Raw genomic sequence first — 17,713 nt, 5'->3', positions numbered from 1 at the left:
TAAAATCAATAAGATGAATTTACAAAAATCTAATCCACCTTTTCTTCCTGCAAGAGCGGCAACTCAATAATAAATGAACTTCCGATCCCCAGATCACTTTTAACCGAAATCACACCATGGTGCAGATCTATCAAGTGCTTCACAATAGACAGTCCCAGCCCCGTTCCACCGGAACTTCTTGATCTTGCTTTATCCACTCGATAAAAACGTTCGAAAATGCGCGGCAGATCCTTTTTGGGAATCCCCATCCCTGTATCGGTAACGGTAAATTGGACATTCTCTGAACCATCTGGCTTCAGTATATTCTTAACGTAGACTTTTACGCTACCCCCTTCATGCGTGTAATTAATCGCATTGGAGAGCAGATTCATAAAAATTTGACGTAGTTTATCTTCATCGGCCTCAATGAACAGCTCCTCAGGAACCTCTACGTTAAGACTAATACTTTTCTTCTCAGCCACTTTGCTAATGGTTCCCAGCACGGAATCAAAGAATTCAATAATATGAACAGGTGAGCAATCGAGCTGCACACGTTTAGATTCGATTTTAGATAATTCCAGAATATCTCCAATCAATCGATTTAAGCGTTCGTTCTCATCATAAATAATTTGCAAGAAGGAACGGGCTGTCTTCTCATCCTTAACCCCACCACCCAGCAAGGTCTCAGCAAATCCTTTAACAGCGGCAACCGGCGTCTTCAATTCATGGGATACGTTAGCGACAAATTCACTTCGCATCCGCTCCAAGCGACGAATCTCTGTTACTTCCTGCAGCAGGAAGAGCATGCCTCTATACGTCCCGTCCTGGATCATAGGTACTGCGTCCATGCGTACAATCCGCTCTCTCGGATTGTAAATACTTCGTTCTTCATGGAGCGGTTCTTTATTCGATACCCCTTCTTCAAGCAGACGTGTTAACTCATAATGACGCTTTAGCTCCTTGTACGAATGACCCGCCATTTCACTGTTGCTAACATCCAGCATCCGCTCTGAAGCTCGGTTCAGCAGGGCAATTTCTTCGTCCGCATTGATCATTATGATGCCGCCAGTCATATTGTCCAGTACGCTTTGCAGCAGATCCTCATTATCACGAATAGTCTTAAGCTGAGCTTGAAGACTGTCAGCCATGGCATTTATTGCTGTCGCCAGCTGCCCGACCTCATCTTTACGCTTCAAATGGACTCTTGCATCATAATCAAGATCTGTAATACGCCGCGCGACTCTCGTGATTTGTTCAAGCGGTGAAGTCATGCTCGATGCCACTTTGTAGCTGACAATAGTTGCTGCCAGGAACAAAACAACTAACCCCCCAGCCATAATCATCCAAGCACGGTTAAGCCCTTCCGTTACTGCATCCAGTCCCATCGAGACCCGAATGTAACCGTCAAAACCATGATCTGAGGTCACCCGCTCAGCTACATATAACATCTCGCGATCTAAAGTTTCGCTGTAACGAATGGCTCGTCCAGTCCCCTCTTTAGCCGCAACAATCTCCTCTTCACGATTGGCGTGATTGTCCATCTCCAGAGGATTTTTCTCTGAATCCCCTAAAACTTCACCTGACTTACTGATAAAAGTAATCCGGGAATCTAGAAGCTCGGCGACATGCTCTGCCTGCTCCGTGTAATACGGAATGGCATTGGTGGCGTTCATATCTACAAATTCCAATGTGCCTGCGAGTAAATTTATTTCCCGGGACATGTTCTCTTCGAGAGCAGCTATATGGGAGCTCTTAAACAGATGAGCCATCGTAAATCCAGTGCCAATCATGGAAATACCGATTAAGGCCATAAGTATAAACGTAAGACGAGCGCGAAACGGTTTCATCTGAAGTGTGCCTCTCCCTTTTTCATTGTATCTTTTATCCTAACTTCATTTTCATCAAAAAACCAGTGCTACTATTTTCGTGACATAAATCCCTACTATAATAGATTATATAAAAATAACAGCCCAAGTTGATTATCTCTGGACTGTTACTTTGTATTACTTTTGTAAAATATCATGATTTCATTCTATACAGGTTGCAAGAAACCACTGATTGCCCTGAGCATCTCTAATACCCGCTCCTCTTTCTCCATAAGGCTTATCCAATGGTTCTTCAATGATGGATGCCCCGGCATCCAAGCACTTACGAAAGGTCTCATCCACATTTCTTACATATAGATGAATAGCGAGCTGTACTGGTGAATATTTCTCATTAGCTTCGGAAACCTCGATGATCGAATCTCCTATTCTAAGTTCTGCATGTCTAATCTTGCCTTCATCATTCCGCAGCATATCATTAATTCTTGCATCAAAGCAGTTCACAACAAAATCAATCAATTGATCTGCACCAGCCACGATAAAATACGGAGTAACGTTAAGAAGACCATTTCTAATATAATGTGGTACCATTCGTAAACCTCCTTTAGACAAGCATAAACACCTTCGACATCCCTATCTATATGGACGCTAAGTGATTATACGAGGAATATAAGGATAAATTATAGCGTGGAACATATAAATTCTTATATTTTCGATAAAACCGGAGAAAAAGCCATAGCAGCGGATGTCCCCACTTTATGACTAATTCACCGGACTGTACCCGACTTATTTAAATACAGGCTCTTTAAACTGAGTTAATTTTGCTGCGGAATCTTTCTCTACATCTGCGTGCAGACTGTTACCATGGGCATCCATCGTTACAATAGCAGCGAAACCATCCACATCCAAATGCCACATTGCTTCAGGAATGCCAAATTCCATAAAATCAACAGCATTTACCTTCTTAATGCATTCCGCATAATACTGTGCAGCGCCACCAATCGCATTGAGATATACGCCCCCGTGCTCCTGAAGAGCTTTTAACGTTTTAGGACCCATTCCACCTTTTCCGATGACGGCACGAATTCCAAATTTTTTGATAATATCGCCTTGATAGGGCTCTTCACGGATACTAGTAGTCGGACCGGCTGCTTTAACATGCCAGCCTTCCTCGTCCTTCATCATTACAGGACCACAGTGATAGATAACTGCACCGTTCAAATCCACCGGAGCCTCATGATCCATTAGATATTTATGAAGTGCGTCACGGCCCGTATGCATTTCACCGGATAAAATTACTACATCCCCAACTCGTAAACTACGGATATCCTCTTCACTAATCGGTGTAGTCAGGTGGACTTCGCGAGATCCAGTAGCTGCATTGTCTTCACCTGCATCTGCCACTTCCGTTTCCGACGCCTGGTCCCGTCCATCATCAACCGAAATCCCTGTACCACTCTCGTACAACCAGTCCTCTATATTGCCTGTTGACGGATCAACCAGCACACCTTGGCGACGGAAAGCCCAACAATTGTAGGCAACAGATACGAAAAAGCTGGCTGGCAAACGATTCATAACGCCGACCTTACAACCAAGCAGCGAAACTTCCCCACCAAAGCCCATCGTTCCAATACCCAACTTATTGGCATTCTCCATGATGTAGTCTTCCAGCTTGCTGAGATCCTCTATTGGATTAACATCCTCCACTTTGCGGAACAACTGCTTCTTAGCCAGCTCATAGCCAGTTGTGCGGTCGCCGCCGATACCAACACCAATAAAACCAGCGCTACAGCCTTGCCCTTGTGCCTGATAAACAGCATGTAAAATACATTTGCGAATTCCGTCCAGATCACGGCCTGCCTTGCCCAATCCTTCTAATTCTGCTGGAAGGCTGTATTGAATATTCTTATTCTCGCAGCCGCCACCCTTCAGAATCAGTCTGACATCTATTTTTTCCTCTTCCCATTGTTCAAAATGAATGACCGGTGTACCTGCTCCCAAATTATCTCCGCTGTTCTCACCTGTCAATGAATCTACAGAATTTGGACGAAGCTTACCATTCTTGGTCGCCCGTACAATGGCGTTGTGAATATCTTTTTTCATCTCAATCTGATTGATTCCCACAGGTGTGTGAATGATAAATGTAGGCATTCCCGTATCCTGACAGATCGGTGATACTTGCTGCTCAGCCATTCCGATATTTTGAGCAATCGTAGTTAACGCAAGACCTGACCGGGTAGCTCTGTCCTCTAGTGCGCGACCCTTGGCGACCGCCCGGCGTACATCACCCGGCAAGTTCGTGGACGTTTCAACAATTAGATTATAAATGCTGTCTTCAAAATGCTGCATATTCATTCAAGCTCCTCTCAGCAGATCCAGATTATCAAAAGTCTGATACAATTAGTATAATAATATCATACCTAGCAGCTCATGAAAGGGGTTACTTTAAAATTGAACTACCATTTTTCCGCCTATTTATATCGGCTTCAATATATTCAGCGCTGGAGCCTAATGCGCAGCACCGCACCTGAGAACGTTGCTGAGCATTCTTTCCATGTAGCTCTGCTCACACATATGCTCTGTTCCATTGGTAATATTCATTATGGACGTTCATTAAACGCCGAAAGAGCAGCAACTATGGCCCTGTTCCATGATGCCAGCGAAGTGTTCACGGGTGACATTGCCACACCAGTGAAATACAATAATCCTCGGCTACTAACCAGCTTCCGCGAAATGGAAAGAATTGCTGCGGAACGCTTGACCGGTATGATTCCTCCCGAACTTCAGGGCATTTACACGCAGCTCATGCAGCCAGAAGACAGTTCTCCCGATTCGGAGGACGTTCTCCTGCACAGCTACGTTAAGGCAGCCGATCGACTGGATGCTTACCTAAAGTGTGTCTGGGAGGTTGCTGCGGGCAACCGTGAATTCGCAGCGGCGAAAGAGCAGACAGGTGCGAAGCTACGCGGACTCGGCTTACAGGAAGTAGATTATTTCCTCACTCATATGGCTCCGAGCTTTGAAATGTCGCTCGATGAGCTGTCTGCTGGAAACTAAATCCCAAGATCAATACAAAAAGCTCTAATTCGGCTAACCCTAATTAGAGCTTTTTATATAAGTATCTAGGTTTGGTTGGCTGAGCCTCTACCCGTTTACGACCTCGCCACCGTTTACATGGATGACCTGTCCGGTCACATAACTCGAATCGTCGGAGGCTAGATATACATAAGCTGGGGCCAGCTCCTCCGGTTGTCCCGGTCGCTTCATAGGCTGCGTACCGCCGAACTCACTAACCTGTTTTGCATCAAAAGTAGATGGAATAAGCGGTGTCCAAATTGGACCCGGAGCAACGCCATTTACCCGAATGCCTTTCTCTGCCAGATTCGTAGATAAGGAACGCGTGAAGCTCAGAATGGCTCCTTTCGTTGACGAATAGTCCAGTAATTGTGGACTACCACGATAAGCGGTAATCGAAGTCGTATTAATGATAGCAGATCCTGCTTTTAGATGAGGCATAGCCGCTTTGGTCAAATAAAACATTGCAAAAATGTTCGTACGGAATGTTCGCTCTAGCTGCTCGGACGTAATATCCTCGATCTTAGCTTGTGGGTGTTGCTCCGCCGCGTTATTGATGAGAATATCCAGTTTCCCGAGGCCCTCTACCGTCTGTTTAATGAGATCTTTACAGAAGGTTTCCACACCAATATCTCCTGGAATCAGAATGCATTTGCGACCTTCCTGCTCCACCTGGCGTTTCGTTTCCTCTGCATCAGAGTGTTCATTCAGATATGATATAACTACATCGGCGCCTTCTTTTGCAAAAAGAACAGCCACTGCCCGTCCGATCCCGCTGTCTCCTCCAGTAATAAGTGCCGCCTTGCCCTGCAATTTACCTGCCGCCTTATAATTAGCCGGCTCATATTTCGGCAACGGCTTCATTTCGCTCTCAATTCCTGGCTGATGATGCTGTTCTTGCGGGGGTAAGGTTTTCGTAGCTTGCTTGTCGTTTGACATAATCCTAGCTCCTCTCGTTAAGTAATTGATAGTTAACTGATCGTCTTAGGATGGCTCAAGCGTATATGTTTATACGCCGGCTTTATCATTTTTTAAAATTGCTGTATGAAAAGTTACTTACCACATGGCTGAGAGAATCAAACAATCCGAAGTTTTTTGAACACAAAAAAACCCGCTCTCCTTTACGGAAGCGGGCTCATAGTGCTACAGATTAAATAATATCGTTAAATACCATGAAGAATACCATCAGCAGCAATGACACGGACAGCAGCGCACTAAGCGTACGCAATTTGCCTGTTTCTGCTTTGACATCACGGTTCTCACGAATTCCAGCAGCAGCAAGACGCAAAGGCTTGCTCATAATACCACCAAGTGCAAACATTGCTAGCAACAATACAACGATAATGATCATCCATGCTACAGAATAATCACCCTTGGTCATCATGTAACCACCTGTAAGTAGTTGAATCACTAAACCGTACTGTGCAAAGCGGTTAAATCCAGTAACTGCACTTAACGTACCTTCTTTTGCTGCAGGCGACAATTTTTCAGCACGACCGATGATGAAAGGCAGTACAAGGTAAAATCCTAGTGCCAGCGTCCCGATCATATGTAAGAAAAACAAAACGTTCCAATCCATATCATATCTCCTCCAATTTAACTGTGATAATAGTTACATATAATTATACCCATAATATTAGAATAAGAAAAGCAACTTAGGTGTCCATTCTTTGAAGTTGTTGATATAAAAAAAGAGAGCGCCCTTAAGCCATTTCACGGCCTTCGGGACCCTCCCCTTTCATCTGACACAATCTACACAGATAATATTGCTGTTACACTACGTACGGACTCTGCGGACTTATCTAAAGCCGCTTTCTCCTCAGCAGTAAGCTCCAGTTCAAAGATCTTCTCAATCCCATTCGCACCAAGAAGAGCTGGAACGCCCAGAAACAGATTGTCATAACCATATTCGCCTTCAAGCAAGGCAATAACCGGAATGATCCGTTTCTTATCCTTCAAGACCGCTTCCGTCATCTGAACTAAAGAGGCTGCAGGAGCATAATACGCACTACCATTTCCTAAAAGGTCAACGATTTCCCCGCCACCCACACGTGTACGCTTCACAATCTCCTCAATACGATCCGTAGGAATCAATGTATCGATCGGAATGCCTCCGACACTAGAATAACGAACGAGCGGTACCATATCATTGCCGTGTCCGCCTATTACGAAACCACGTACATCTTCAACGGATACGTTCAGCTCTTGTGCAATAAAAGTGCAGTAACGCGCTGTATCCAGCACGCCGGATTGTCCAATTACGCGGTTTTTCGGAAAGCCTAACGCTTCAAATGCAGCATAAGTCATCGCATCTACCGGATTACTCAAAATAATTACGATGGATTCCGGTGCTACATCTCTTACGTTCTCGCATACCGACTTTACAATCCCTGCATTTATATTCACAAGATCGTCGCGGCTCATCCCAGGTTTACGGGCAATCCCTGCAGTGATAATTACAATATCAGAATCTACAGCATCTTCATAACTTGAGGTTCCAATAATATGACTGTCGAATCTCTGCACAGGACCTGCTTCTTGCATGTCAAGCGCCTTACCCTTGGTTGGGTTCTCCATTTGTGGAATATCGAGCAGCACAACGTCTCCAAGTTCCTTTTGAGCTAACATAAGAGCTGTAGTAGCGCCGGTAAAACCGGCACCTACCACTGTAATTTTATAACGCTTGATCGCCACAGATTCGCCTCCTAGAAATGATAAAGGTAAGGCTAATGTTATCTGGCTAAGGCTAATCTAACCTATAGGTGGTTAATAATTTCGTCTGCAAATGCGGAGCATTTCAGCTCAGTTGCACCTTCCATCAGACGGGCAAAGTCATAAGTCACGGTCTTATTGTTGATAGCAGTTTCCATACCTTTATAAATCAGGTCCGCTGCTTCCTGCCAGCCCAAGTGCTCCAAGAGCATTACGCCGGACAGAATAACAGAACCAGGATTCACAACGTCTTTGTCTGCATATTTAGGAGCTGTACCATGGGTAGCTTCAAAGATGGCGTGGCCAGTAATGTAGTTAATGTTCGCTCCAGGAGCGATCCCGATGCCGCCGATTTGTGCAGCCAGTGCGTCGGACAGGTAATCCCCGTTCAGGTTCAACGTAGCAATAACATCGAAATCAGTTGGACGAGTCAGAACTTGTTGCAGCGCGATATCCGCAATTGCATCCTTGATAATGATTTTGCCAGCAGCTTCAGCATCCTTCTGAGCAGCATTAGCGGCAGCCTCACCGTCACGTTCCTTAATCACATCATATTGACTCCAAGTGAAGACCTTATCTCCGAACTCTTGCTCAGCTACTTCATAACCCCAGTTTTTGAAGGCACCTTCAGTGAACTTCATGATGTTTCCTTTGTGAACAAGCGTTACGCTCTTACGTCCGTGCTTGATCGCATATTCAATTGCAGCGCGCACCAAGCGCTTCGAACCTTCGGAGGATACCGGTTTGATACCAATACCAGAAGTTTCAGGGAAACGGATTTTGTTAACTCCCATTTCTTTTTGCAGGAATTCGATGACTTTCTTCACTTCAGCAGAGCCTTCTTGATATTCAATCCCTGCATAGATATCCTCTGTATTCTCACGGAAAATAACCATATCCACCAGCTCAGGACGTTTAACAGGAGAAGGAACACCTTGGAAATAACGAACTGGACGCAGACATACATACAAATCCAATTCTTGACGCAAAGCTACATTCAATGAACGAATACCGCCTCCGATTGGAGTAGTAAGTGGTCCCTTGATCGCCACAAAATATTCGCGGATTGCTTCCAACGTATCATTTGGCAACCATTCACCATATGTATTGAAAGCTTTTTCGCCAGCAAATACTTCGTACCAAGCGATTTGCTTAGTGCCACCATAAGCTTTAGTTACTGCTGCATCAAGTACGCGCTTGGAAGCTTTCCAAATATCACGGCCTGTACCGTCACCCTCGATAAAAGGAATGATTGGATTATTCGGAACTTGTAGTTTTCCTTCTTTAATCGTGATTTGTTCGCCTTCTGTAGGTAGTTCGAATTTTTCTAGTTTCAACATTTGAGTGTATTCCTCCTAAAGTTTTGTGGGATTTAAATAGCATTGACAAGCATCGAAGCATAAACGCCTTCGGCGTCCTTATAAGGACGGTAAGTGTTTAAGCGAGAAATATAAGACATAAAGTATCGTGTGAAACTTATACTTTCTTATATTTGAACAAAACTCTCATCATCATTAAAATCAAAAATTTAAAACACTATTGCTAGGGTTCATTCTACTAAACTTTAGGAGCAGCCCGCAAGGCTGCTCTTCTATCTTTCGTCTACTGGAACGTATTTCTGTTCAACCATACCCGTGTATTCTGCACGTGGACGAATAATGCGGTTATCTGTATATTGCTCCAGAATATGCGCAGTCCAACCTGAAGTCCGGCTAATTGCAAAAATAGGAGTGAACAGTTCACGATCTATGCCTAGCTGTGTATAAACAGAAGCCGAATAGAAATCAACATTCGGTCTTAATCCCTTTTGCCCGGTAATCAATTGTTCAATATTTACGGACATGTCGTAAAGGGTGGTGTCATTTTTCATCGTGCCAAGCTCCAGCGACATTTTCATCAAATGTTTTGCACGTGGATCACCATTCTTATATACTCGATGACCGAAGCCCATGATTTTCTCACGGTTATCCAGTTTCTTACGGATAAACGGTTCAACCGCTTCCAAACTTCCGATCTCCTCTAGCATCTTCATAACAGCTTCATTCGCCCCACCGTGAAGCGGGCCTTTGAGCGCACCAATAGCGGAGGTGACCCCAGAATAAATATCGGATAATGTCGCAACTGTAACCCGGCCAGCAAAAGTTGAAGCATTCAGCTCATGGTCCGCATGAAGAACAAGTGCGGTATCAAGTGCTTTGACAGATACGCTGTCCGGCTCTTTTCCCCACAGCATATACAGGAAGTTCTCAGCAATAGAAACGCCTTCTTTCGGAGCCACTGGTTCAAGCCCCTTACGAATACGCGACAGTGCCGCCACAATTGTTGGGAGTTGTGCCTGCAGTTTTACCGCCTTAATTTCGTTCGCTTCTCTGCTCATATCGTCAGCCGCTTCATCATAGAGAGCAAGGCTTGATACAGCCGACCGCAATGCTGCCATGGTGTTGGCGTCTTTTGGATAGAGCTTCATTTGCTCGATTACCTGTTCAGGAATCTGTGCGAAGGCACTAAGATCCCGCTTGAGCGCTTCCAGCTCTGGCACCGTCGGCAGACTGCCGAACCATAACAAATAAGCTGTTTCTTCGAAGGTAGCATGTTCTGCAAGTTCATCAATATCATAACCGCGGTAAGTGAGTACACCATCCACAATAGAACTAATGGATGAAGTTGTTGCAACGATACCTTCCAAGCCTTTGGTAGCTGTCATAGCATATCTCTCCTTTGCCAACAAGGTATAAAAACAATCTTAGTTCCATGAAAACATTTCCAATTCAAAGCATTAAAAAATCTAATAAGTGCGTGTAAGAACATTTCCGTCAGGAATGCTGTATGACCAACATGCTTCGTATCTTTATTCATCATACTGGATTTTGTCGGTTATGTGAACAATGTGGAAGCTTTGGAGCGCATCAAATGATTTTATCAGAGAGATAGAAAAAAACTTCTAATCCTCTGATTCAATTTTTTCATTTCAGTTTACAGATTCCGGCCCATTCTAATATTTATCCCGCATTCTAGTCTTTAAATCGATCCTATGAATATATATGAAGACGAGCTCTTATTCCCCTGTCTATGCAGGAATGAAGAAGGTGTGGTCTCGGTATGGATCGTTTGGTATTAAAAAGACTGCTGCGCGGCCTGTGGGTCGTTCTGGCAACTTCCATCCTCCTGCTCGCAATCTATTTATTACTTCCGCTGTTATACCCCCTGTTGCTCGCTTGGCTGCTCGCATATATCATGCATCCATTAGTACTTATTCTTAAAGGCTTTAAATTACCAAGCTGGCTTGCGGTATCACTTGCACTGCTATTTTATATAGGCGGAATCACACTAGTCTTAACCGCGATGATTACAAGACTCGTAAAAGAATTAATCGTCTTGCTGCAAACCTTTAATCTCCACACCGACCAATGGAAGGATCTTCTGATGTCCTTAAGCCAGAATGCAAGCATTCAGAACATCATCAACCAGATTAATCAATTCTACCGAGACAATCCTGACTATCATGCTACGATTGACAGCAACATCAGCAGAACAACGGAAACTGTAGGTTACGCAGTCACGCAAGTGGTCACGGGATTTTTTAATGTAATATTGAAACTGATCTCCGCACTTCCTAGTTTGGGTACGATTCTTATCGTGGTTGTCCTTGCTGCCTTCTTCATTAGTACGAGTTGGGAGCGTCATAATGATAAACTTACAGGCTGGCTGCCGACAGTATTCCTAAAGCCTGTGTCAGATATCTGGAGAGATTTACGCAGAGCGCTCTTCGGTTATCTACGCGCCCAGGTCATCCTCATCTCAATCACAGCGATCATTGTAGTAATCGGGCTGCTGCTGCTGGGTGTGAAGTCTGCATTTGCTATCGGCTTAATGATTGGCTTTGTGGATCTACTACCTTATCTCGGTGTGGGAATTGTGATGCTGCCTTGGGCGTTATATTCTTATATGACGGACAATCTGGCACTAGGGATAGGACTATCCATACTTTACGCTGTTATTCTTATTACCCGGCAGGTGCTTGAGCCGAAAGTGCTCGCCAGCAGCATAGGACTCGATCCCCTTGCCATGTTAATTGGCATGTTCGCCGGTCTGCAGTTGTTCGGTATGTTAGGGCTGATCATCGGCCCCGTTGTCCTAGTAGTCCTTGTTGCCTTTAACCGAGCGGGCGTATTCCGAGCTTTGCACAGCTACATTGTTAACGGCAGATTAAGATAGGAACCGATAATCATCAATTCGTAAAATAGCAAACAGAGCGGTCCCTTCAGCAATGACAGGGTCCGCTCTGTTATTGTTGTAAAAAGTATACTACCGACGGTAAAAGGTGAAGGTGCCATTCTTCATCTTCTTCTCAATCCACTTCAGCAAAAATATACGGTACAAAGGCCGAGTCAATGGAAATACTAACGTGAAACCGACAATATCGGTTACGAAGCCCGGCAATATCAGTAGTAATCCTCCGAAAAAAATACATAAACCATCCAGCATCGTCCGACCAGGAACGCGGCCCTCCTGCATATGTGTTCTGCTGTCCTGCAGCACCTTCTTACCTTCAAATCGCATCATTAGTAGACCAATTACTGAAGTGGTCAGCATAAGCAGCAACGTTTTAAATGCTCCAAGTTGATCTGCTACGTAGATAAAACCGAATAATTCCACAGCAGGAATAATAAATAGTCCAGCCCATAACCATTTGCTTCTAATCATACTGAACCCCCTTCTTCCCGCAGCGCCTCTTTTATTGCGTGAAAGAGCTCTGGAAGGGCTCTATCCAGCCTAGCAGGCCTCCATTCCTGGTTCACCCAAACATGACTTGTCGTGCCGGTAACCAGCAGCTCCCCAGGTGGATCCATCGACCGCAACTCCCCTAGAGTAGCCAATAAATCTTCTGAATTTCCACCTTCTTCTTCCGAAAGCCTCCGCACTTGATACTCAAATACGACTCGTAACGCTGAGAAGGTAGTCATTCGCGCATACACGGAGATAAGATCATCATATCGCGCCGGACTTTTAAATTGCAAATCTGCTGAGGTGACAGGAAGTAAGACGCCTTGTTTCTCAAGTTCGCGATAAGTAAAACCAACCTGACGAAACATCTCCGTACGACCAGACTCAAACCAGTTCAAATAATTCGCATGATACACGACACCCATCTGATCACTTTCCTGATAGCGAACACGCAGGGTCGACTTATACCATCGGCTGGGCAAGCCAGCTCGTTCTAATTCCATCTATAAATACTCCTTTCAGCATAGCAGCAGGGAAGCGTTAAGCCTGGGCCCCGCCTGAAGATAGCGTCGTCGATAATTTGCGCCGAGAGTTTCTGGCAACATAGAACAGCAGCATTGCTCCTGCGATAGAGCTCAACATACAAGACAGGTTCATCACTTCTACCCCACCTTGATTGAGCAAGAATCCATTGAGTAAATTACCAACTATGCCAGAAAAACCTGCGAACACCATATTAAATACACTTTGGCCAGTGGCCTGCATTTCGTTAGACGTGATCTGAGATACATATTCGACTGCTGCAATATAAAAGAACCCAAATGAAAGACCATGCAGCACTTGCACTCCGATCATTACCGATGGATAAGGAAACGCAACCTGAATACCCCACCGTAAAACATAAATAAGGGCCCCAAGGAGCAAGGTCCGCTCACGACCCAACCTCTTAATCACCTTAGAAGCAAACAGCATGGAAGGCACATTCGTCACCGATGCGAGAAAGAGCGCAATCCCTGCATAGCGCGTAGACCCTCCAACCGATTGAAAAGCAATTACAAAGTATGTACCAAAAGCAGCCATCGTCTGGTTCACAAGAAAGCTGCCACCCAAAAACGCAAGGAAGACCCGATTCCCCAGCAGTTGTCTTACCCCCTGAGTAAACGATTGCCTCATCATATGATTCTCTTCCGCCTGCTTCGGCAATGTAAACGCAATAAGGACTGCAATCAGATTAAAAAAGAGAAAAGGTAGCCATATCGTGGATACAGAGAAGGTAGATACGTACACCCCTCCTGCATAAGCTCCCAGAGCCGCTCCAATGCTCATCATAAGCCGGATGCTACCGTAAGTGGCTCCAGCTCTATTCGCCGCCGAAATCGCGTAAGAATCGGCTATAGGAGCCTGTGTAGAGGAGAAGATCGTTGAGCACGTATACACCAGAAGAAGTACAATGAAATATTCCGAACGATAAAAGACGGCTAGTAAGGCCGGAACCGCCACACTTAGGATTAGTACTAAACGCGTCTGATTATACCGATCAGAGATAATCCCCCACATCGGCTGAATGGTGATTGCAACTAGTGTGCCTGTTGCCATTAGTATACCTATCTGTCCACTGTTAAGTCCATTATGGACCAGCAGCAGCGAAAGATAAGAGCCAAATGAACCGCCGGCCAATCCTAAAAATAGATAAAAGCCGCGCAGCTTCGATAATTTTTCCATTTGTACTATGAGTCCTCCAGCTTTATATTTTTATATTTTAACAGAACACCCGTACTTCATATGTAATCATCGCATTTAATATAGCAGTACTATAAAGGCGGTGGACAAGTTGAGCATAAAATATAACTCTCTCATGGTAAATCATCCTTGTCTAACAGACAAATCTAATGCGAGCAATAGACAAAGCTCTGCTTTTGGCTGGTCATCTAAGAACTGGAGTGGCTACACTGTTACTGGTAGAAAAGGTGCCTTCAATCGCATTTCCGGTGAATGGACCGTCCCATACGTAAAACCAACCCACAAATCCACCTATTCCTCCGCATGGATTGGCATCGACGGCTTCAAGAACAGCAACCTTATTCAGACGGGAACAGGTCATGAATTCGTAAATGGGACTGCCCGTTATTACGCCTGGTGGGAAATACTACCTGACGTCGAGACCGTAATCCCTTTTCCAGTATACCCCGGAGATCATATGAAGGGTACTATCACAAAAATAAGCCACACGAAGTGGTCTATCACAATCCGGAATTTAAGCCGAAATTGGACCTTCCGAACGCTTCAGCGATATACTGGTCCGCAGACCTCCGGCGAATGGATTATGGAGGCTCCTGAGGTCGATGGTTCCATCGCAAAGCTGGCCCGCGTGAGCACTACCTGCTTCAACTGCTGCCGAATCAATGGAAAACGACCTAGGTTAACTCTTTCTAATGGAGGGATCATGGTCCAGAATAACACCACCGTTGCGGTTCCTTCCAGTCCAAGCCCTCGAGGGGACTCTTTTAGCGTCAAACGTATATACTAACAGCATAAATGGATTCAGTACAAAAAAAAGAGCTGCCTCATTTGTAGATTTTCACTACATCTGAGACAGCTCTTCTATTTTGAGTAAAATCTACGAATCAGGCAAAGCACAGTCGAGTCCTACTCGATTGTGCTTACTTTTACCAAGTTAGTGGAACCGGAACGTCCAAGTGGAATTCCTGCAGTAATCACAACTAGGTCGCCAGCCTGAACCAGACCGGAATCCTTACCACCTTGGATTGCTGTTTCAAGCAATTCATCTGTGGAAGTAGCTACTTTACCGAATACTGGCGTTACGCCCCAAACGAGGGACAATTGACGCATAGTTCTTTCTTGTGTCGTAACAGCAATGATTGGTGCTTTAGGACGGTATTTGGAAACAACGCGTGCAGTATGACCTGTAACAGTCGAAGAAAGAATAGCCTTAGCGTTCAGATCCAAAGCGGAAATTGCAACGGATTGGCTGATAGCTTCTGTAACTGTAGTTTCTTGTAAAGTTTGTTGTTTTGAGAAAATCTCACGGTGATCCAGAGCGGACTCCGCTTTCTCAGCAATACGGGACATTGTAAGAACGGATTCTACTGGATATTTACCAGCAGCAGTTTCTCCGGAAAGCATGATTGCATCTGTTCCGTCGAAAATAGCGTTTGCTACGTCACTTGCTTCAGCGCGAGTAGGACGTGGGTTACGTTGCATTGAATCCAGCATTTGTGTAGCTGTGATTACTGGTTTGCCAGCAACGTTACATTTTTGAATCATCAATTTTTGAGCCAAAGGTACATCTTCAGCTGGAATTTCAACACCAAGGTCACCACGAGCAACCATCAGGCCATCGGAAGCTTCTAAAATTTCATCAAGGTTGTCAACACCTTGTTGGTTTTCGATTTTGGAAATGATTTGAATGTGAGAAGCGTTGTTTTTCGAAAGCAGCTCACGAATTTCCTGAACGTCGCTAGCTTTGCGAACGAAGGAAGCGGCGATAAAATCGATGTCCTGTTCGATACCAAAAAGAATATCGTTGGTGTCTTTTTCCGTAATACCCGGCAAGGAGATGTTTACTCCTGGTACGTTAACGCCCTTCTTGCTCTTGATTGTACCACCGTTTACAATACGGGTCTTGATTTCAGTTCCTTGAATGTCGACAACTGTCAAACCAATCAGACCGTCATCAATAAGGATGGTGGAGCCTACTTGAACATCATTAGGAAGCTCGCTGTACGTGATGGAAATACGTTCTTGGGTGCCAAGGATTTCTTCCGTAGTTAGTGTCAGGTACTCGTCCTGAACTAGTTCAATCGGTTCTACTTCCAACTTGCCTGTGCGAATCTCCGGTCCTTTTGTATCGAGCAGGATAGCAACAGTTTTGTTCAGTTCCTTAGATGCTTGACGGATCGTTTTAATCCGAGCACCATGCTCTTCAAAATCGCCGTGGGAGAAATTCAAACGGGCCACATTCATACCAGCCAAAATCAATTTTTTGATATTCTCCAACGATTCACTCGCAGGTCCGATCGTACATACAATTTTACTTTTCCGCATTAGGTTTTCCTCCGTTTTTTCGTTCTCTCTGTCTCACTTTTTCCAACTACAAAATCTACTACAAGGCTAACTAATTAAATAGGAACTTTGTCACATGTGCCTTTAACTACGCCCTTATGAATATTACTGCAACTTAGACACAAAATCAATGTTGTAGGCTCTTTTAGATGTAATTTGAGCTCGAATTATCTGAACGCACAAAAAAAATTAAAATAATCCCGGCATTACGTCGAGATTATTTTAATTCCAATAAAATGTATAATTTACACTTAATTCAATATGGTCCACTAAGTATGGTTATATGTCTTAAAGTGCAAATGGAAAGGCACGATTCACACTTCAGATTCCACTTCTTCTTCAAGGAAAATCTGCTCCTGCTGGACTTCAGCAAACTCACCTATTTTACGGAATTTACGATAACGATCTTCTTTCAATTCCGCTCTATCCAGAAGAATCAGCTCCTGCAAGTGACGCCATAATGCATCTTTAATTGCAGCTGCCGTAACTTCGTAATCACGATGTGCGCCGCCTTTTGGCTCAGGAACAATCTCTTCGATGACTTCCATTTCAAGCAGATCAGATGCCGTTATCTTCATGGCTTCTGCCGCTTGATCAGCCTTCGAAGCATCCTTCCATAGAATTGATGCAGCACCGTTAGGAGATATCGCCGAATAAATGGCATGTTCCAGCATAAGCACTCTATTACCAACTGCCAGTGCTAATGCGCCCCCACTTCCGCCTTCACCGATAACCACACAGATTACAGGAACACCAAACTGAGACATCTCGCGTAAATTACGGGCAATTGCTTCGGATTGTCCTCTTTCCTCAGCTGTATTGCCTGGATATGCACCTTTCGTATCTACAAAGGTTATAATGGGACGATTGAACTTGTCCGCTTGCTGCATCAGACGCAGTGACTTACGGAAGCCCTCAGGGTGTGCACTGCCGAAAAAGCGTAAAATATTCTCCTTCGTATCTTTACCGCGCTGCTGGCCAATGACCGTAACCGGGACACCGTTAAGTTTGGCGATACCGCCTACAATTGCAAGATCATCCCCAAACATTCGATCCCCGTGAAGCTCGATAAAATCTGTGAAGATCTGCCCCATAAGATCAAGAGAAGTCGGACGTCCTTGATGTCTAGCTAGATGCATTTTTTGGGAAGGGGAGATATTAGAATAAACTTCCTCCTCAAGCACACGGTACCGTTCTTCCAGTCTTGCTACCTCATCCGTAAAATCAATACTTTTCTCTTCGCCAAACTGCTTTAGCTCAGCAATTTTCTTGCGCATTTCAACCAGAGGCATTTCAAAAGGCAACTCTCCTGCCAA

The 17,713-nt window shown here is 44.6% G+C and carries 16 protein-coding genes; 3 read left to right on the top strand and 13 right to left on the bottom strand.

Annotation, left to right across the window (positions count from 1 at the left end):
• Positions 1 to 29 precede the first annotated feature (29 nt).
• From pnpS to MKX41_RS02125, 3 genes are all read right to left on the bottom strand, one after another.
• The gene (gene pnpS, locus MKX41_RS02135) at positions 30 to 1,826 is read right to left on the bottom strand and encodes a two-component system histidine kinase PnpS (protein WP_076300910.1); all 1,797 of its coding nucleotides are present in this window, start codon (positions 1,824 to 1,826) and stop codon (positions 30 to 32) included.
• Between the two features lie 180 nt (positions 1,827 to 2,006).
• Positions 2,007 to 2,393 carry a VOC family protein gene (locus tag MKX41_RS02130; protein ID WP_339269977.1) on the bottom strand — a complete coding sequence of 129 codons (387 nt, stop codon included), beginning with the start codon at positions 2,391 to 2,393 and terminating at the stop codon, positions 2,007 to 2,009.
• 195 nt (positions 2,394 to 2,588) lie between these two features.
• Positions 2,589 to 4,151, bottom strand: a complete 1,563-nt coding sequence (locus MKX41_RS02125; RefSeq protein WP_042193545.1) for a fumarate hydratase — start codon at positions 4,149 to 4,151, stop codon at positions 2,589 to 2,591.
• Positions 4,152 to 4,253: 102 nt separating this feature from the next.
• Here MKX41_RS02125 and yfbR point away from each other — a divergent pair, with 102 nt between their 5' ends.
• The gene (yfbR, locus tag MKX41_RS02120) at positions 4,254 to 4,859 is read left to right on the top strand and encodes a 5'-deoxynucleotidase (RefSeq protein ID WP_143764010.1); all 606 of its coding nucleotides are present in this window, start codon (positions 4,254 to 4,256) and stop codon (positions 4,857 to 4,859) included.
• Positions 4,860 to 4,946: 87 nt separating this feature from the next.
• Here yfbR and MKX41_RS02115 read toward each other — a convergent pair whose 3' ends face one another.
• From MKX41_RS02115 to MKX41_RS02095, 5 genes are all read right to left on the bottom strand, one after another.
• Positions 4,947 to 5,816 carry an SDR family oxidoreductase gene (locus tag MKX41_RS02115; RefSeq protein WP_042186532.1) on the bottom strand — a complete coding sequence of 290 codons (870 nt, stop codon included), beginning with the start codon at positions 5,814 to 5,816 and terminating at the stop codon, positions 4,947 to 4,949.
• Between the two features lie 211 nt (positions 5,817 to 6,027).
• Complete coding sequence (locus MKX41_RS02110) at positions 6,028 to 6,456, bottom strand: hypothetical protein (RefSeq protein WP_042125989.1); 429 nt, start codon at positions 6,454 to 6,456, stop codon at positions 6,028 to 6,030.
• A 173-nt stretch (positions 6,457 to 6,629) separates the two neighbouring features.
• Positions 6,630 to 7,571, bottom strand: coding sequence for a malate dehydrogenase (gene mdh, locus MKX41_RS02105; RefSeq protein WP_340968406.1), 942 nt, complete (start codon positions 7,569 to 7,571; stop codon positions 6,630 to 6,632).
• A 62-nt stretch (positions 7,572 to 7,633) separates the two neighbouring features.
• Positions 7,634 to 8,929: an NADP-dependent isocitrate dehydrogenase gene (icd, locus tag MKX41_RS02100; protein WP_340968405.1), complete on the bottom strand. Its 1,296-nt coding sequence runs from the start codon at positions 8,927 to 8,929 to the stop codon at positions 7,634 to 7,636.
• Between the two features lie 251 nt (positions 8,930 to 9,180).
• Positions 9,181 to 10,293, bottom strand: a complete 1,113-nt coding sequence (locus tag MKX41_RS02095) for a citrate/2-methylcitrate synthase (RefSeq protein ID WP_042186527.1) — start codon at positions 10,291 to 10,293, stop codon at positions 9,181 to 9,183.
• A 395-nt stretch (positions 10,294 to 10,688) separates the two neighbouring features.
• Between MKX41_RS02095 and ytvI the strand changes: the two genes are divergently transcribed.
• On the top strand, positions 10,689 to 11,804 hold the full coding sequence (gene ytvI / locus MKX41_RS02090) for a sporulation integral membrane protein YtvI (RefSeq protein WP_340968404.1): 1,116 nt from the start codon (positions 10,689 to 10,691) through the stop codon (positions 11,802 to 11,804).
• A 90-nt stretch (positions 11,805 to 11,894) separates the two neighbouring features.
• Here the strand turns inward: ytvI and MKX41_RS02085 are convergent, their stop codons facing one another.
• The 3 genes from MKX41_RS02085 to MKX41_RS02075 are packed head-to-tail and all read right to left on the bottom strand — an operon-like array spanning position 11,895 to position 14,036.
• On the bottom strand, positions 11,895 to 12,293 hold the full coding sequence (locus MKX41_RS02085; protein WP_042186523.1) for an FxsA family protein: 399 nt from the start codon (positions 12,291 to 12,293) through the stop codon (positions 11,895 to 11,897).
• Positions 12,290 to 12,817, bottom strand: coding sequence for an acyl-CoA thioesterase (locus tag MKX41_RS02080; RefSeq protein ID WP_042186522.1), 528 nt, complete (start codon positions 12,815 to 12,817; stop codon positions 12,290 to 12,292). The genes MKX41_RS02085 and MKX41_RS02080 overlap by 4 nt, the downstream gene beginning before the upstream one ends.
• 37 nt (positions 12,818 to 12,854) lie before the next feature.
• Positions 12,855 to 14,036: an MFS transporter gene (locus MKX41_RS02075; protein ID WP_042186520.1), complete on the bottom strand. Its 1,182-nt coding sequence runs from the start codon at positions 14,034 to 14,036 to the stop codon at positions 12,855 to 12,857.
• A gap of 109 nt (positions 14,037 to 14,145) precedes the next feature.
• Between MKX41_RS02075 and MKX41_RS02070 the strand changes: the two genes are divergently transcribed.
• A complete protein-coding gene (locus MKX41_RS02070) occupies positions 14,146 to 14,841 on the top strand; it encodes a G1 family glutamic endopeptidase (RefSeq protein WP_340968403.1) in 696 nt (231 codons plus the stop codon).
• A gap of 119 nt (positions 14,842 to 14,960) precedes the next feature.
• On the opposite strand, the gene pyk is transcribed toward MKX41_RS02070, so the two are convergent.
• Entirely contained in the window at positions 14,961 to 16,379 is a 1,419-nt protein-coding gene (pyk, locus tag MKX41_RS02065) for a pyruvate kinase (RefSeq protein WP_042186514.1), read from the bottom strand.
• A gap of 332 nt (positions 16,380 to 16,711) precedes the next feature.
• The gene (locus tag MKX41_RS02060) at positions 16,712 to 17,713 is read right to left on the bottom strand and encodes an acetyl-CoA carboxylase carboxyltransferase subunit alpha (RefSeq protein ID WP_340968402.1); all 1,002 of its coding nucleotides are present in this window, start codon (positions 17,711 to 17,713) and stop codon (positions 16,712 to 16,714) included.

It is taken from the genome of Paenibacillus sp. FSL R5-0475, from assembly GCF_038004585.1.
Taxonomy (GTDB): domain Bacteria; phylum Bacillota; class Bacilli; order Paenibacillales; family Paenibacillaceae; genus Paenibacillus_AQ.
Note: the sequence above shows the minus strand (reverse complement) of the source record. Positions and strands in the feature narration are given on the sequence as shown.

Excerpts from the sequence above, each read along its gene's own strand:
- MKX41_RS02075 (WP_042186520.1), bottom strand. The coding sequence starts at position 14,036 with ATGGAAAAATTATCGAAGCTGCGCGGCTTTTATCTATTTTTAGGATTG.
- MKX41_RS02095 (WP_042186527.1), bottom strand. The coding sequence starts at position 10,293 with ATGACAGCTACCAAAGGCTTGGAAGGTATCGTTGCAACAACTTCATCC.
- MKX41_RS02125 (WP_042193545.1), bottom strand. The coding sequence starts at position 4,151 with ATGCAGCATTTTGAAGACAGCATTTATAATCTAATTGTTGAAACGTCC.
- MKX41_RS02080 (WP_042186522.1), bottom strand. The coding sequence starts at position 12,817 with ATGGAATTAGAACGAGCTGGCTTGCCCAGCCGATGGTATAAGTCGACC.
- MKX41_RS02085 (WP_042186523.1), bottom strand. The coding sequence starts at position 12,293 with ATGATTAGAAGCAAATGGTTATGGGCTGGACTATTTATTATTCCTGCT.
- pnpS (WP_076300910.1), bottom strand. The coding sequence starts at position 1,826 with ATGAAACCGTTTCGCGCTCGTCTTACGTTTATACTTATGGCCTTAATC.
- icd (WP_340968405.1), bottom strand. The coding sequence starts at position 8,929 with ATGTTGAAACTAGAAAAATTCGAACTACCTACAGAAGGCGAACAAATC.
- pyk (WP_042186514.1), bottom strand. The coding sequence starts at position 16,379 with ATGCGGAAAAGTAAAATTGTATGTACGATCGGACCTGCGAGTGAATCG.
- MKX41_RS02115 (WP_042186532.1), bottom strand. The coding sequence starts at position 5,816 with ATGTCAAACGACAAGCAAGCTACGAAAACCTTACCCCCGCAAGAACAG.
- MKX41_RS02110 (WP_042125989.1), bottom strand. The coding sequence starts at position 6,456 with ATGGATTGGAACGTTTTGTTTTTCTTACATATGATCGGGACGCTGGCA.
- ytvI (WP_340968404.1), top strand. The coding sequence starts at position 10,689 with ATGGATCGTTTGGTATTAAAAAGACTGCTGCGCGGCCTGTGGGTCGTT.
- MKX41_RS02130 (WP_339269977.1), bottom strand. The coding sequence starts at position 2,393 with ATGGTACCACATTATATTAGAAATGGTCTTCTTAACGTTACTCCGTAT.